Annotated in this window: 16 protein-coding genes, 1 tRNA gene, 1 other RNA gene and 1 other annotated feature; of the genes, 14 read left to right on the plus strand and 4 right to left on the minus strand. The window is 37.3% G+C overall.

Annotated elements, in window-relative coordinates; genetic code table 11:
• Positions 1 to 105 precede the first annotated feature (105 nt).
• Complete coding sequence (locus LRP84_RS21410) at positions 106 to 1092, minus strand: YaaC family protein (protein ID WP_230576940.1); 987 nt, start codon at positions 1090 to 1092, stop codon at positions 106 to 108.
• Positions 1093 to 1208: 116 nt separating this feature from the next.
• Between LRP84_RS21410 and guaB the strand changes: the two genes are divergently transcribed.
• The 7 genes from guaB to LRP84_RS21445 all read left to right on the plus strand — a co-directional run bounded on the left by guaB (position 1209) and on the right by LRP84_RS21445 (position 8250).
• Positions 1209 to 2672: an IMP dehydrogenase gene (guaB, locus tag LRP84_RS21415; RefSeq protein WP_230576941.1), complete on the plus strand. Its 1464-nt coding sequence runs from the start codon at positions 1209 to 1211 to the stop codon at positions 2670 to 2672.
• A gap of 104 nt (positions 2673 to 2776) precedes the next feature.
• A complete protein-coding gene (locus tag LRP84_RS21420; protein ID WP_302850632.1) occupies positions 2777 to 4096 on the plus strand; it encodes a serine hydrolase in 1320 nt (439 codons plus the stop codon).
• A gap of 160 nt (positions 4097 to 4256) precedes the next feature.
• Positions 4257 to 5144: a pyridoxal 5'-phosphate synthase lyase subunit PdxS gene (pdxS, locus tag LRP84_RS21425; RefSeq protein WP_090920102.1), complete on the plus strand. Its 888-nt coding sequence runs from the start codon at positions 4257 to 4259 to the stop codon at positions 5142 to 5144.
• Between the two features lie 17 nt (positions 5145 to 5161).
• On the plus strand, positions 5162 to 5752 hold the full coding sequence (pdxT, locus tag LRP84_RS21430) for a pyridoxal 5'-phosphate synthase glutaminase subunit PdxT (protein ID WP_230576942.1): 591 nt from the start codon (positions 5162 to 5164) through the stop codon (positions 5750 to 5752).
• 54 nt (positions 5753 to 5806) lie between these two features.
• Positions 5807 to 6028, plus strand: a binding site (T-box leader).
• A gap of 49 nt (positions 6029 to 6077) precedes the next feature.
• Positions 6078 to 7352 (plus strand): serine--tRNA ligase, encoded by a 1275-nt coding sequence (serS, locus tag LRP84_RS21435; RefSeq protein ID WP_230576943.1) that lies wholly within the window; start codon positions 6078 to 6080, stop codon positions 7350 to 7352.
• 265 nt (positions 7353 to 7617) lie between these two features.
• Positions 7618 to 7710 (plus strand) — tRNA-Ser (locus LRP84_RS21440).
• A gap of 165 nt (positions 7711 to 7875) precedes the next feature.
• A complete protein-coding gene (locus LRP84_RS21445) occupies positions 7876 to 8250 on the plus strand; it encodes a sigma factor-like helix-turn-helix DNA-binding protein (RefSeq protein ID WP_176524702.1) in 375 nt (124 codons plus the stop codon).
• 36 nt (positions 8251 to 8286) lie between these two features.
• Here the strand turns inward: LRP84_RS21445 and LRP84_RS21450 are convergent, their stop codons facing one another.
• The 3 genes from LRP84_RS21450 to LRP84_RS21460 form a co-directional block, all read right to left on the minus strand.
• Positions 8287 to 8955 carry a deoxynucleoside kinase gene (locus LRP84_RS21450; RefSeq protein ID WP_230576944.1) on the minus strand — a complete coding sequence of 223 codons (669 nt, stop codon included), beginning with the start codon at positions 8953 to 8955 and terminating at the stop codon, positions 8287 to 8289.
• Complete coding sequence (locus tag LRP84_RS21455; RefSeq protein ID WP_230576945.1) at positions 8955 to 9593, minus strand: deoxynucleoside kinase; 639 nt, start codon at positions 9591 to 9593, stop codon at positions 8955 to 8957. The genes LRP84_RS21450 and LRP84_RS21455 overlap by 1 nt, the downstream gene beginning before the upstream one ends.
• Before the next feature lie 124 nt (positions 9594 to 9717).
• Complete coding sequence (locus LRP84_RS21460; RefSeq protein ID WP_230576946.1) at positions 9718 to 10254, minus strand: cysteine hydrolase family protein; 537 nt, start codon at positions 10252 to 10254, stop codon at positions 9718 to 9720.
• A 73-nt stretch (positions 10255 to 10327) separates the two neighbouring features.
• Between LRP84_RS21460 and tadA the strand changes: the two genes are divergently transcribed.
• The 7 genes from tadA to LRP84_RS21495 all read left to right on the plus strand — a co-directional run bounded on the left by tadA (position 10328) and on the right by LRP84_RS21495 (position 14764).
• The gene (gene tadA / locus LRP84_RS21465) at positions 10328 to 10813 is read left to right on the plus strand and encodes a tRNA adenosine(34) deaminase TadA (protein ID WP_230576947.1); all 486 of its coding nucleotides are present in this window, start codon (positions 10328 to 10330) and stop codon (positions 10811 to 10813) included.
• Between the two features lie 93 nt (positions 10814 to 10906).
• Positions 10907 to 11171: signal recognition particle sRNA large type (gene ffs, locus LRP84_RS21470), an RNA gene on the plus strand.
• 273 nt (positions 11172 to 11444) lie between these two features.
• The gene (gene dnaX, locus LRP84_RS21475) at positions 11445 to 13124 is read left to right on the plus strand and encodes a DNA polymerase III subunit gamma/tau (protein WP_230576948.1); all 1680 of its coding nucleotides are present in this window, start codon (positions 11445 to 11447) and stop codon (positions 13122 to 13124) included.
• Positions 13125 to 13194: 70 nt separating this feature from the next.
• Positions 13195 to 13521, plus strand: a complete 327-nt coding sequence (locus tag LRP84_RS21480; protein WP_230576949.1) for a YbaB/EbfC family nucleoid-associated protein — start codon at positions 13195 to 13197, stop codon at positions 13519 to 13521.
• Positions 13522 to 13535: 14 nt separating this feature from the next.
• On the plus strand, positions 13536 to 14132 hold the full coding sequence (gene recR / locus LRP84_RS21485) for a recombination mediator RecR (RefSeq protein ID WP_230576950.1): 597 nt from the start codon (positions 13536 to 13538) through the stop codon (positions 14130 to 14132).
• 18 nt (positions 14133 to 14150) lie between these two features.
• A complete protein-coding gene (locus LRP84_RS21490) occupies positions 14151 to 14369 on the plus strand; it encodes a YaaL family protein (protein WP_230576951.1) in 219 nt (72 codons plus the stop codon).
• 125 nt (positions 14370 to 14494) lie between these two features.
• Positions 14495 to 14764, plus strand: coding sequence for a pro-sigmaK processing inhibitor BofA family protein (locus LRP84_RS21495; protein ID WP_230576952.1), 270 nt, complete (start codon positions 14495 to 14497; stop codon positions 14762 to 14764).
• Positions 14765 to 14999: the final 235 nt, after the last annotated feature.

Genomic DNA, 14999 nt, shown 5'->3' on the forward strand with positions numbered 1-14999 from the left:
AGTTAAGCTCTCTAGCGCCGATGGTAGTTGGGACCTTGTCCCTGTGAGAGTAGGACGTTGCCAGGCAAACGAAAGACGAGTCATTGGACTCGTCTTTTTTATTTCCTAAGAAATAGCGTTATGCTGATGCATTAAATATAAATAAATATAGTATGGCACTTTTTCAGCCGTAACAGCTAAAAATTGAAAGATAAACGGATAATCTTCAGAAGAGTAACTTCCAAGTAAATCGTACCACCAATCTGTTTCATAACGGGAAATCATACTTAAGTTATAAAGCAAAAGATAGTGTGTAAGTAATTCTGGGAAAACAGGAGCTGTTTCGCCATTGGCAGGCAAATAATAGGTATTTGTATAGTGATTATATGTAAGAGGTGCACTGTATAATGGATTCCATTGTTTAATAGGAGCTGTGAAATGCAAGTAAGAGTCATTTTCTTTAGCGTTTGTATATCGAATGTTAAGATGTTTGCAACTCCCCTCCATATATCGTATAAAACGTTCTTCTGTCATATGAAAAGCATCTAAAACATGAGTAGGAAAAGTAAAGATATTCTCTGTCACCTCGTTTAGTTTATATAGCTTATTTCTTCTTTTGCTGTATAGGAATAAATCCTTTAGTTCTGCGATTCGTTGTAGTAACTCCCCCATTGTATATTTTTCTCCCTCTAAATGTTTCACATGAAACATTTGTTCCGCAACTTGAGTAAATAGTCCATGTTTTTGTATTTTAACTTCATCATCTATAAACTGATAGCTTTGTTTTTTTCGCTTTCTTGTTGTGACCCCATGTGCTAATACAGAAGTTGATTCCGGATAATCAGGATTGACTGTAAGCAAACAAGCTTTTAGGAGTTGGCTCATTCCATAAAACAATAATACTGGTTTAATGGAAAATGGAGCAGTATGACATAACTCATAGTAATTTTTCCCATGCTCTAAGTAATAAATAAATGGATAACAATTTTCAAAACTTTTTTTCTCAGTATTTGTATTACCTAATTTTTTATAGCAATGGGTAAGATAATGTTGCGTGTGAGCAGAAGAAAGAAAGAAGCTTAATTTCTGCCAAGTAATTGATGAACGCTGCATTGTATACTCTCCTTTTATTTTTAGAAAATTCTAACATATACTGTCTTTCTTGACAGTATTTTAACCAATTGTTAAGCTACTAATAATAATTTCAGGTATCATGGGGGGAATCATTTATGTGGGAATCTAAATTTGTTAAAGAAGGTTTAACGTTTGATGATGTATTACTTGTACCAGCTAGATCTGATGTATTACCAAGAGAAGTAAGCGTGAAAACAGTTTTATCTGAAAGTTTACAATTAAACATTCCTTTAATTAGTGCAGGTATGGATACGGTAACAGAAGCTGATATGGCTATCGCAATGGCTCGTCAAGGTGGATTAGGAATTATTCATAAGAACATGTCTATTGAACAACAAGCTGAGCAAGTAGACAAAGTAAAACGCTCTGAAAGCGGCGTTATTACAGATCCTTTCTTTTTAACTCCAGATCATCAAGTGTTTGACGCAGAACATTTGATGGGAAAATATCGTATTTCAGGTGTTCCAATTGTAAATGATGCAGGAGAGCGAAAACTTGTAGGCATTATTACGAACCGTGATATGCGTTTTATCCAAGATTATTCAATTAAGATTTCCGATGTAATGACGAAAGAAAATTTAATTACAGCTCCAGTTCATACTACACTAGAAGATGCTGAAAAAATCTTACAGAAACATAAAATTGAAAAACTCCCTCTTGTTGATGATAACGGCGTATTACAAGGCTTGATTACAATTAAAGATATTGAAAAAGTAATCGAGTTTCCAAACTCTGCAAAAGATAAACAAGGTCGTTTATTAGTAGGTGCAGCTGTTGGAGTAACAGCTGATGCAATGCAGCGCATCGATGCTTTAGTAAAAGCAAATGTTGATGTAATTGTTATTGATACAGCTCATGGACATTCAAAAGGTGTATTAGACAAAGTGAGAGAAGTTCGTGAAAAGTATCCAAAATTAAATATTATTGCTGGTAACGTTGCAACAGCTGAAGCAACTCGTGAATTAATTGAAGCAGGTGCAAATATTGTTAAGGTTGGTATTGGACCAGGTTCTATTTGTACAACACGCGTTGTAGCTGGTGTTGGTGTTCCTCAGTTAACAGCAGTTTATGACTGTGCGACAGAAGCTCGTAAACACGGTGTTCCAGTCATTGCTGACGGTGGAATTAAATATTCTGGTGATATTGTAAAAGCATTAGCAGCAGGTGCACACGTTGTTATGCTTGGAAGTATTTTTGCTGGTGTAGCAGAAAGCCCTGGAGATACAGAAATTTACCAAGGTCGTCAATTTAAAGTATACCGCGGTATGGGTTCTGTTGGAGCAATGGAAAAAGGAAGTAAAGATCGTTATTTCCAAGAAGGCAATAAAAAACTTGTTCCAGAAGGAATTGAAGGCCGTGTTCCATTTAAAGGTCCTTTAGCGGATACGGTACATCAATTAGTTGGTGGATTACGTGCAGGTATGGGATATTGCGGTGCAGCTGATCTACCATTCTTACGTGAAAATGCACAGTTTATCCGTATGTCAGGTGCTGGATTACGTGAAAGTCATCCGCATGATGTCCAAATTACAAAAGAGTCACCAAACTATTCATTATAATGTCGGATATCAAAATAGACAGAGATTTAGTATCTCTGTCTATTTTTTTTTGATTGTGTTAGAATAACGTTTATGTGAGTACAAATATATTGGGGGTAACAAAAGTGACAGGTATGTTCCGTAGGCAAATGATTGCAATTGTAACAGTACTTACACTATTTTGCAGCATGTTTTTTACATACGGCAGTGCATTTGCAGAAACAAATGCTCCTTTGAATGTTGATGCAGGTGCGGCAATTTTAGTGGAAGCAAATTCTGGAAAGATCTTATATCAAAAAAATCCAGATGAACTATTAGCAATTGCGAGTATGACAAAAATAATGAGTGAGTATTTAGTTCATGATGCAGTCGCAAAAGGGAAAATTAAGTGGGATCAAAAAACAAAAATTTCTGAATATGCTCATATTATTTCACAAGATCGTTCTTTATCAAATGTTCCTTTAGAAAATGGCGGTACTTATACTGTAAAAGAGTTATACGAGGCAATGGCAATTTATTCTGCAAATGGTGCAACGATTGCCTTAGCTGAATTAATCGGTGGTTCAGAAGCTAATTTTGTTAAGATGATGAATGACAAAGCGAAAGAGCTTGGGTTAAAAAACTATAAATTTGTAAACTGTACAGGATTAACAAATAAAGATTTAAAAGGGAAGCAGCCTGAAGGGACAACTCCGGATGAAGAGAATAAAATGTCTGCTAGAGATTGTGCAATCTTAGCGCAGCATTTAATTAAAGATTATCCAGATACGTTAGAGACATCTAAAATCCCGAAAAAGACATTCCAAGAAGGTGGAAAGTATCCAGTGAACATGGATAACTGGAACTGGATGTTACCCGGATTAGTTATGCAATATGAAGGGGTAGATGGTTTGAAAACAGGTTCTACTCCAGAAGCTGGAGATTGTTTTACAGGTACAGCAGAACGTAATGGTATGCGTTTAATTTCTGTTGTTATTAATACGAAATCTCACACAGCACGTTTTGCAGAAACAAAGAAACTATTTGATTACGGTTTTACAAATTTCCAAACGAAAACAGTATATCCGAAAAATTCTCAAGTAAAAGGTCATGAAACAGTTCATGTGAATAAAGCAAAAGATACAGATGTAGCAGTGCAAACGAAGGAAGAAGTTGTACTTCCAATGCCAAAAGGAAGTAAAGATGTTTATAAAACAGATTTCAAAGCAGTAAATAAAGAGAATGAAGCGCCAATCAAAAAGGGTACAACACTTGGTTATATGACAGTATCACCAAAAGATCCAAATGATGTAGGATTTTTAACTGGTAAGTCAATGCAAGTAGATCTTGTAACAAAACAAGAAGTAGAGAAAGCAAACTGGTTTGTTCTTTCTATGCGAAGCATTGGTTCTTTTTTTAGTGATATATGGAATGGTGCAGTTGATACTGTAAAAGGCTGGTTCTAAGAGCTCCCCATAGGGGGGCTTTTTTTATTTCCTGTTTTTCGCACCGATTTTATCAAAAAAATAGTAGACAAGCCTCTAATAAGTAATGGTAGAATGTAAGAGTATTCTTACTTTTCGTCGTAAGTGGGGAAAAGCAATTCACCTAGGGGGGTTTTTGTACATGATAAATGTAACAGGAACAGAGCGTGTAAAACGTGGAATGGCAGAAATGCAAAAAGGCGGCGTCATTATGGACGTAGTTAACGCTGAGCAAGCAAAAATTGCAGAAGCAGCAGGTGCGGTTGCTGTTATGGCATTAGAACGTGTTCCAGCTGATATTCGTGCAGCAGGTGGCGTTTCGCGTATGGCAGATCCAACGATTGTAGAAGAAGTAATGGGTGCTGTATCAATTCCAGTTATGGCAAAATGTCGTATTGGCCATCTTGTGGAAGCGCGTGTACTTGAATCATTAGGGGTAGACTATATTGATGAGAGTGAAGTATTAACTCCGGCTGATGAAGTGTACCATTTAAATAAACGTGATTACACTGTTCCGTTTGTATGTGGATGCCGTGATATTGGTGAAGCAGCGCGTCGTATTGCTGAAGGCGCATCTATGCTTCGTACAAAAGGTGAGCCTGGCACAGGGAATATTGTAGAAGCTGTACGTCATATGCGTCAAGTAAACGCAGAAATTCGTCAAGTTGCGAGCCTGCGTGAAGATGAATTAATGACATATGCAAAAAACACTGGTGCTCCTTATGAAGTATTACTTGAAATTAAACGTCTTGGTCGTTTACCAGTTGTAAACTTTGCAGCAGGCGGCGTTGCAACTCCAGCTGATGCTGCATTAATGATGCAACTTGGTGCAGATGGTGTATTCGTAGGTTCTGGTATTTTCAAATCAGAAAACCCAGAAAAATTTGCACGTGCAATTGTTGAAGCAACAACACATTATGAAGATTATGAATTAATTGCTCGTCTTTCTAAAGGACTGGGTAATGCAATGAAAGGTGTTGAAATTTCAACATTATTACCAGAACAACGCATGCAAGAGCGCGGTTGGTAATTAAAGGAGTTTTTGAAATGATTACAATCGGTGTATTGGGACTTCAAGGGGCTGTTCGTGAACATGTACGTGCAATAGAAGCAAGTGGTGCACAAGCTATTATCGTGAAACGTACAGAGCAGCTAGAGGAAGTAGATGGACTTATTTTACCAGGCGGTGAAAGCACAACAATGCGCCGTCTTATTGATAAATATGGTTTCATGGAACCGCTTCGTGAATTTGCTAAAACAGAAAAACCGATGTTTGGTACATGTGCAGGTATGATTTTACTTGCAAAGAACCTTATTGGATATGAAGAATCACATATTGGTGTAATGGATATTACCGTTGAACGCAATGCGTTTGGTCGTCAAAAAGATAGCTTTGAGGCTGCCCTTTCTATGAAAGGTGTGGGCGAAGACTTTATCGGTGTATTTATTCGTGCGCCATATGTTGTCGATGTAGAAGATCATGTAGAAGTATTATGTACACATGAAGATCGCATGGTAGCGGTTCGACAAAATCATTTATTAGCAGCTTCTTTCCATCCAGAATTAACAGATGATCATCGTGTTACGGCTTATTTCGTAGAGATGGCGAAAGAAGCGAAAATGAAAAAAGTCGTATAAGTGACTTGCAACTTGTGCAAGATTATAGTAAATTGATGGTAACTATTTTATACGACAAATGTGTTGATAGGAAGTAGTAGCAAGAAGCGTTTCTTATAGAGAGTCGGTGGCTGGTGTAAACCGATAGAAGCGGCTTGTGAATCCATCCTGGAGTGAAATGCGGAACAGTCTTTGGACAAGTAAGCATTTCCGGTGAAGAGCCGTTATTTCTACTTGAGAGGAAAGCAAGTATGCTTTCAATTAGGGTGGCAACGCGGGTTAACTCCCGTCCCTTTGTATAGGGACGGGAGTTTTTTGTTTTTTTAAAAATAAAGGAGGAATTACCATGCTTGATATTAAATTTTTGCGTGCAAACTTTGAAGAAGTAAAAGCGAAATTGCAACATAGAGGCGAAGACTTAACAGACTTTGGGCGTTTTGAAGAATTAGACACAAAAAGAAGAGAACTACTTGTACAAACGGAAGAATTAAAAAGCAAACGCAATGAAGTATCTCAACAGATTTCTGTATTGAAACGTGAAAAGAAAGATGCAGAGGCACTTATTTTAGAAATGCGTGAAGTAGGGGATAAAGTTAAAGAGCTTGATAATGAGCTTCGTAAAGTGGAAGAAGATCTTGAGCGATTAATGCTATCTATTCCAAATATTCCACATGAATCTACACCAGTTGGCGAAACGGAAGATGATAATGTACAAGCTCGTACGTGGGGAGAAGTTCCAGAATTTACGTTCGAACCAAAACCACACTGGGATCTTGCAACAGATTTAGGTATGCTAGACTTTGAACGCGCTGGGAAAGTAACAGGTAGCCGCTTTGTATTCTATAAAGGAGCAGGCGCAAGATTAGAGCGAGCTTTAATTAGTTTCATGCTGGATCTTCATACAGAAGAACATGGTTATGAAGAGATTTTGCCTCCATATATGGTAAATCGTACAAGTATGGTGGGTACGGGACAACTTCCAAAGTTTGAAGAAGATGCGTTTCGTATTGAGAGTGAGGACTATTTCTTAATTCCTACAGCTGAAGTACCTGTAACAAACTTACATCGCGATGAGATCTTAAGTGGAGAACAACTACCAATTCATTATGCTGCATTTAGCGCATGTTTCCGCTCTGAAGCAGGATCTGCTGGTCGTGATACACGTGGTTTAATTCGTCAGCATCAATTTAATAAAGTAGAACTTGTGAAATTTGTAAAACCTGAGGATTCTTATGAAGAACTAGAAAAATTAACAAATGATGCAGAGCGTGTATTACAATTATTGGGACTTCCATACCGTGTAATGAGCATGTGCACAGGAGATTTAGGATTTACAGCAGCGAAGAAATACGATATCGAAGTATGGATTCCTAGCTACGGTACATATCGTGAAATTTCTTCTTGTAGTAATTTTGAAGCATTCCAAGCGCGACGTGCAAACATCCGTTTCCGCCGTGATACAAATGCGAAACCAGAGCATGTTCATACATTAAACGGATCTGGACTTGCAATTGGCCGCACAGTAGCTGCTATTTTAGAGAACTATCAACAAGAAGATGGTTCTATCATCATTCCAGAAGTTCTTCGTCCTTATATGGGAGGAAAAACAGTAATTAAATAAATAAAATTTCATTCATACAAATCTCTTATTATCCAGCAAGAGTAAATAGAACTTTCAACAGGAGAAGGGTTGTATTGAATACTGAAGATTTTACTGTTTATTAGATTAGGATAAGGTTCAACTAACCATCAGTGGGGGCTTACTGCCCGTTAATGCGGGATAAATTGTATGAAAAGGAAAGAGAAAAAATCTCTTTCCTTTTCTATTATAGCAGGGTTGACGAAGTGTTTTTCTTTTGATATTATATTTCATGTCATGTGAATACGGAGGAATACCCAAGTCTGGCTGAAGGGATCGGTCTTGAAAACCGACAGGCGGTGCGAGCCGCGCGGGGGTTCGAATCCCTCTTCCTCCGCCATATATAATTGACAACAGCGCATATAAGTGGAGATTGGAGAACTCGTTACCAACACGTAACGAGTTTTTATTTTAACCAATCAGGAAGTAGCATATAGGAGATGTAATCTCTTATAGAAACACTCATATTCCGAGGATTATCTTCATAGATATGAAAGGAGCTACCATGGATATTATTATACAAACGTTTCCGCTTGACGGAAAAACACTATACTATGTACAATGCCCCGTTTGCAAGAAAAATAAAATTTTAAACAGTGCTGCGAACGTATCTCGTATTGTAAGTGATGAAACATTTCGTAAACTTAGTGGTTGCATCTGTGATGTGAAACAAGAAGTGAAGAAAGTAGAAGCGCCAAAGCAAATCGAAAAACAAGCAGCTGCAAAACGTAAAGTAATTACGGCTGTTATTAACGGGACAGAAATGACGGTAAAAGAAATTGCTGAGGCGTATGATATTAGTGTAAGCACTGTACGTCAGCGCATTAATGCCGGAAAATCAGAGAGCGAAATTATTGCTCCGACCAAAAAGAAAAACTAAGTTCATAGGAAAAACCCGTGCAATTGCACGGGTTTTTTATTTTACAAGTTTACGTGTTTGTTGTAAAAAGTGACCAATTTTCTTAACGATTGGTTCAATTGAATTTTCATTTTGTAAAATATCATATTCATTAATATTAAGACGTAGTATAGGGCAAGCATTAAAATCATTAATCCAATTTTCATAGCGTGCGTGCATCTCTTTCCAATACTCAATCGGTGTTTGCTGTTCCATAGGTCTTCCACGCTCTTTAATACGATCTACAATATCTTCAAATGATCCTTCTAGATAAATGAGTAAATTAGGGTGTGGGAAGTAAGGTGTCATAACCATTGCATCGAATAAGCTTTTATACGTTTCATAATCTGTAGCAGTCATTGTTCCTTTTTCATAATGCATTTTTGCAAAAATTCCCGTATCTTCATAAATAGAACGGTCTTGAATAAATCCACCGCCGTATTCGAAGATTCTTTTTTGTTCTTTAAAACGTTCTGCTAAGAAATAAACTTGTAAGTGGAAGCTCCAACGTGTGAAGTCACTGTAAAATTTGTCTAAATACGGATTAGAATCTACTTTTTCAAAAGATGTGCGGTAACCAAGTGCATCTGCTAATGCGTTTGTCATTGTGGATTTTCCGACACCCACTGTTCCTGCAATCGTAATAACAGCATCATTTGGAATATCGTATTTTTGTCTCAAATTCATTACTGAATAATCTCCTTCGTCAGTGTATTTTGTAATGTCGATAAGATTACGTTTAGGTCTGATTTATGTTGAACAAAATCCATGTTATCTCCGTTGAATTTTAATACAGGGATGTCTGGATGATCTTTTTTGAATGCTTCCATTGCTACTTCGTAATCTTCAATGAGTTGCAATAAATAATTAGGATCTATTTTTTTTTCGAATTCACGTCCACGCATGGCAATGCGTTTTTGTAGAGTCTCTAAACTTGCTGTTATATACACGATGACGTTCGGAACAGGCATATCTTCTGTTAAGATACGATAAATTTGCATGTACTTTTTGTACTGAGGACCCTGTAAGGTTCGAGATGCAAAAATTAAATTTTTGAATATATGGTAATCTGCTACAACAGGCATGCGTTGTTTTAAATATTTTGTATCGATGTCTTCTAGTTGCTTATAACGGTTGCAGAGGAAAAACATTTCAGTTTGAAAACTCCATTCTTGGATGTCTTCATAAAACTTGCCTAAGAAAGGATTCTCATCAACGATTTCTTTCAATAAATGGAGTTGCATGTGAGTCGATATCGCTTTTGCGAGTGAAGTTTTTCCGACACCAATTGGTCCTTCGACCGTAATAAATGGTACTCCGGTCACGTTGTTGCCTCCTTTCAAAACATGATTTAGCACTAATAAAAAGCACAAAACAGAATTATTGTAGCATAAGAGGAGGCAGAAAGGACTAGTTTGTCATAAAAAGTTATAAAATCGACCTATGTTGTTACAACTTTAAATCAAATGATGGGGAAGTGTTTGCTTTTAAAGTTGTTTGCATAATGTGCAGGGCGTGTTTATTATCTTGGTCGCAATTCGAGGCAATACAATCTTCGGGTACGTATAATTGATAATTTCTCATATGAGCATCATTTGCGGTAAAAAGAATACATATATTTCCAGCTACCCCTGTTAAAATGAGATTTTCTATTTTTAAATGACCTAACAATGAATTTAATGGTGTTTCATAAAAAGCGGAATAATGTGGTTTAATAAAAATATAATCATCGTTTGTGGGTGCTATTTTTTTTATAATTTCTTGGCTATATTCATTTGTGCAATAGGTAATAATTTCATTAATATCAGCTCTCCATAAATGATAATGATCATTTATATAAATAACTGGAAAGCCAGCGTTTTTCATTTTTTGTTTGAGTTGTAAAATGGATTCTGTAATATTTAGGCATTTTCGTGCTAAGATAGGTCCATGTGAAAATTGAAAGTCATTAATCATATCAATAATAAGAAGTGCTGTATTTTTCATATGTAATCTCCTTTCCTTTCTCTTTAGATTGGATTGAATATAGAAAAGTTATTTGTGATGAAAGGATTTTGTTATGGAAGAAGATATTTATTTTATGAAGCTCGCAATAGAAGAAGCTAAAAAAGCTGAAGAAATACAAGAGGTACCGATTGGGGCAGTTGTTGTAGTGGATGATGAAGTGGTAAGTCGAGCGTATAACTTGCGTGAAACAGAGCAGAGGTCAATTGCTCATGCTGAATTGTTAGCAATTGATGATGCGTGCAAAAAGTTAGGAACATGGCGTTTGGAAAATGCAACTCTATATGTCACATTAGAACCGTGTCCAATGTGTGCTGGTGCAATTGTATTATCACGTGTAAAACGTGTCGTATACGGAGCGAGTGATCCAAAAGGTGGATGTGCTGGCACATTAATGAATTTATTAACAGAGGAACGGTTTAATCATCAATCGGAAGTTGTGGCCGGGGTATTAGAAGAAGAGTGTGGAGCTTTATTAACAAGCTTTTTCCGAGAACTACGCAAAAAGAGGAAGGAAGAAAGAGAAGGAAAAATTGGATAAAAATAGTCTTTGTTAACACGTTGCAATTTTTTAGGAAACAAGTTATACTGATATTGTCTTCAGATAAGACAACTAAATATGGTTTTAACTTTGCCGTGCTAAGCGGGGAGGTAGCGGTGCCCTGTACTCGCAATCCGCTCTAGCGAGGCCGAATCCCTTCTCGAGGTTATGTTACTGTAGGGTCTGCCTTAAGTAAGTGGTGTTGACGTTTTGGTCCTGCGCAACGAGACCCCGTGAACCTTGTCAGGTCCGGAAGGAAGCAGCAATAAGCGGGTCTTCTCGTGTGCCGCAGGAGTGCCTGAACCGAGCTAACTGCTTAAGTAACGCTTATGGTACGTAATCGACAGAAGGTGCACGGCAGTTATATATGCATATAAAACTCATCCTATATGAATAGGATGAGTTTTTTGTATGGAAAATAACTTTTGGAATCTATAATCAGAATAGGTTATAATAAGATGAAACTTTAATCAGTGGGTGATTATTTATCCCCCACTGATTATCAGTCGAACGAATCGGGCTTTTACGGGCAGTTTATCTCCCATCTAACTTTCTAGTTTTAAGCTGGGGATTACTGTTCACAAATAGCGGGATAACCGAGATAATAACCTTTGGGGGAGGCCGTATTTTCGTGTCATACCAGGCGTTATACCGAACATGGAGACCGCAAAAATTTGAAGATGTAGTCGGTCAAAAGCACGTAACGAAAACGTTGCAAAATGCCCTTCTTCAAGAGAAAGCATCACATGCCTATGTGTTTTCTGGCCCAAGGGGAACAGGGAAAACAACAATTGCAAAGGTATTTGCCAAAGCAATCAACTGTGAGCATGCTCCTACAGCTGAACCTTGTAATGAATGTCCTGCATGCTTAGGGATTACGCAAGGCGCTATTTCAGATGTATTAGAAATTGACGCGGCTTCGAATAACGGTGTAGATGAAATTCGAGATATAAGAGATAAAGTAAAATATGCTCCAAGCGAAGTTCGCTATAAAGTATATATTATTGATGAAGTTCACATGCTTTCTATGGGTGCTTTTAATGCGTTATTAAAAACATTAGAAGAGCCCCCGCAGCATGTTATCTTTATTTTAGCAACGACAGAACCGCATAAAATTCCACCGACAATTATTTCTCGTTGTCAGCGCTTTGAATTTCGAAAAATATCAGTGCATGATATTGTTGAACGATTAACAACTGTTGTAAACAACGAAGGAACGAAAGTGGACGAGGAAGCGCTTCAAATTGTAGCGCGTGCTGCAGAAGGCGGTATGCGTGATGCATTAAGTTTAATTGATCAAGCTATTTCTTATAGTGATGAAGTAGTAACAGTAGAAGATGTATTAGCAGTTACAGGTTCTGTTTCGCAGCGATATTTAGCGGACCTTGTAGGATGCATCTATGAAAATGATGTATCAAAAGCGCTGCGTATTGTTGATGATATTATGAATCAAGGGAAAGATCCGCTTCGCTTCATGGAAGACTTCATTTACTATTATCGTGATATGCTTTTGTATCAAACTTCACCACAGCTAGAAGATATGTTAGAGAGAGTTATTGTTGATGATTCATTTCGTAAGTTAAGTCAGGATATGCAACCTGAAACGATTTATGAAATTATTCATACGCTTAGTAAAAGCCAACAAGAAATGAAGTGGACAAATCATCCTCGTATTTTTTTAGAGGTGGTTATGGTGCAACTGTGTCAGCAATTTGCGATGAAAGTAAATGGAGCGGATCGTTTGCAAGCTGTTTTACAAAGAATGCAGCAATTAGAACAGGAATTAGAAAATATGAAGCAGCATGGTGTACCTACGCAACAAGACGTGAGGGAAACAAAGGTCACACCGAAGCCGGCTCGCTCTGGTAGCATGAAAATACCAGTTGGGCGTGTTCATGAAGTGTTAAAGCAAGCGACTCGTAAAGATTTAGAGCAACTAAAGAGTGCATGGGGTGAACTGTTAGAGCGATTGAAAAATTATAATAAAGTTGCTTATGCGGTTTTATTAGAAAACAGTGAGCCAGTCGCAGCTTCTACTACTTCTTATGTTCTGGCTTTTAAGTATGAAATACATTGTAAAATGGCGAGTGAAAATCGTGAGGCAACAGATACGGTAGAGCAAATTCTCTTTGAACTGTTTGGAAAGAGGTTGCAAATGATTGCAATCCCACAAAGTGAATGGGGAAAAATTCGTGAGGGCTTCTTACAACATGAAGGTAGTCCTTCAGAGGAAGCGGAAAAGCCGAAAGACCCTCTTATCGAAGAAGCTGTAAAGATAGTGGGAGAACAATTAATTGAAATAAGAGAATAAAATACGTCTTAAATGGACTTTTCTTTTTAAATTATAAATATCCATTAAAAAATAATTAGGAGGAATTATTATGATGCGTGGAATGGGAAATATGAATAACATGATGAAACAAATGCAAAAAATGCAAAAACAAATGGCGAAAGCGCAAGAGGAACTTGGTGAAAAAACAATTGAGGGAACAGCTGGCGGTGGTATGGTAACAGTTATCGCAAATGGACATAAGCAAATTTTAGAAGTGAAAATTAAAGAAGAAGTTGTAGATCCAGAAGATATCGAAATGTTACAAGACCTTGTATTAGCTGCAACGAATGATGCATTAAAGAAAGCAGAAGAGCTATCAGCTTCTACAATGGGACAATTTACACAAGGATTGAATTTACCGGGCGGTATGTTCTAGGAGGTTGGTCATAGATGCACTACCCAGAACCAATCTCAAAGCTGATTGATAGCTTTATGAAATTGCCAGGAATCGGACCGAAAACGGCTGTTCGCCTGGCCTTTTTCGTATTGGATATGAAAGAAGATGATGTATTAGATTTTGCGAAGTCACTTGTAAATGCAAAGCGAAACCTAACGTATTGCTCTATTTGTGGTCATATAACGGATAAAGATCCTTGTTATATTTGTGATGACTCTCATCGTGATCAATCGATTGTTTGTGTTGTACAAGAGCCGAAAGATGTCATCGCAATGGAGAAGATGAAAGAATATCGGGGAGTATATCATGTGTTAAACGGTGCTATTTCTCCGATGGAGGGAATTGGTCCGGAAGATATTAATATTCCTCAGTTGTTAAAGCGACTACACGATGAAACAGTACAAGAGGTTATTTTGGCGACAAACCCGAACATTGAAGGAGAAGCGACAGCGATGTACATTTCTCGTCTGTTGAAGCCGACTGGTATTAAAGTGACGCGCATTGCACACGGCCTGCCGGTTGGCGGTGATTTAGAATATGCGGATGAGGTAACGCTATCAAAGGCGTTAGAAGGCCGCAGAGAATTATAATAAGTAGGAGAAATAGAGATGCTTTTTCAGAAAAAAGGGAAGTTGCGCAAAGAATATGACGAAAAATTAATCGCATTGCTAGAACAAGTAAAGGTAGAGTGGATGCGTCAAAAAAGAATTGTAGCACAAAGTATTGAACCCTCAGAGGATGTGCTGTGTCATTTGAAATTGGCGGAAGCGAAGTATTTCTATCTACTTAAGGAAGCGAAAAGACGTCCTGTAAAAATGGGGTTGTAAAGACGAGGTCGAACGGAACATGCATGTTCCATTCGACTTTTTATTTTGAAGAAGAAATTTTAACGGTCTTTTTTTTTCTTTTTCCCATACAAATATAGTGTACAAGTTGTAAGGGAGAGGACAGTATGGAAAAACGTTTAATTATTGGCGGTATATTAACGTTAATCTTTCTTTTATTAATTGTAGGTGCTCCTATGAAGTCGTTTCGTTTTATAGGAAGGCCGCTCGTCAAAATTGTAATAGGAGCTTTGTTGCTGTTTGCTGTCAATGTAGTGGGCGCGCGATTTAACTTTCATCTTCCTATTAATGTCGGTACTACATTTATTTCAGGGTTTTTAGGTTTACCGGGTGTAGGGGCGCTTATAGTCATTAAATTATATGTTTTACCAGGTTAGAAAAGTTATGTTTTCTAGCCTGGTATTCTTTTTTTTGAAAAAGTATTGACGTATAAACTATTAATATGGTAAATTAATAAACGTCGTCAACGACAAAAGAAAAAAAGAAGTTGACACTCACATTTGAATGTGATAAATTATAAAAGTCGCTGAAACGCGATATTGAACTTTGAAAACTAAACGAAACAAACAACGTGAAACGTCAATTTTTATTTATGATGCTAGACAAACACTT

The organism is Bacillus rhizoplanae (assembly GCF_917563915.1).
GTDB lineage: Bacteria > Bacillota > Bacilli > Bacillales > Bacillaceae_G > Bacillus_A > Bacillus_A rhizoplanae.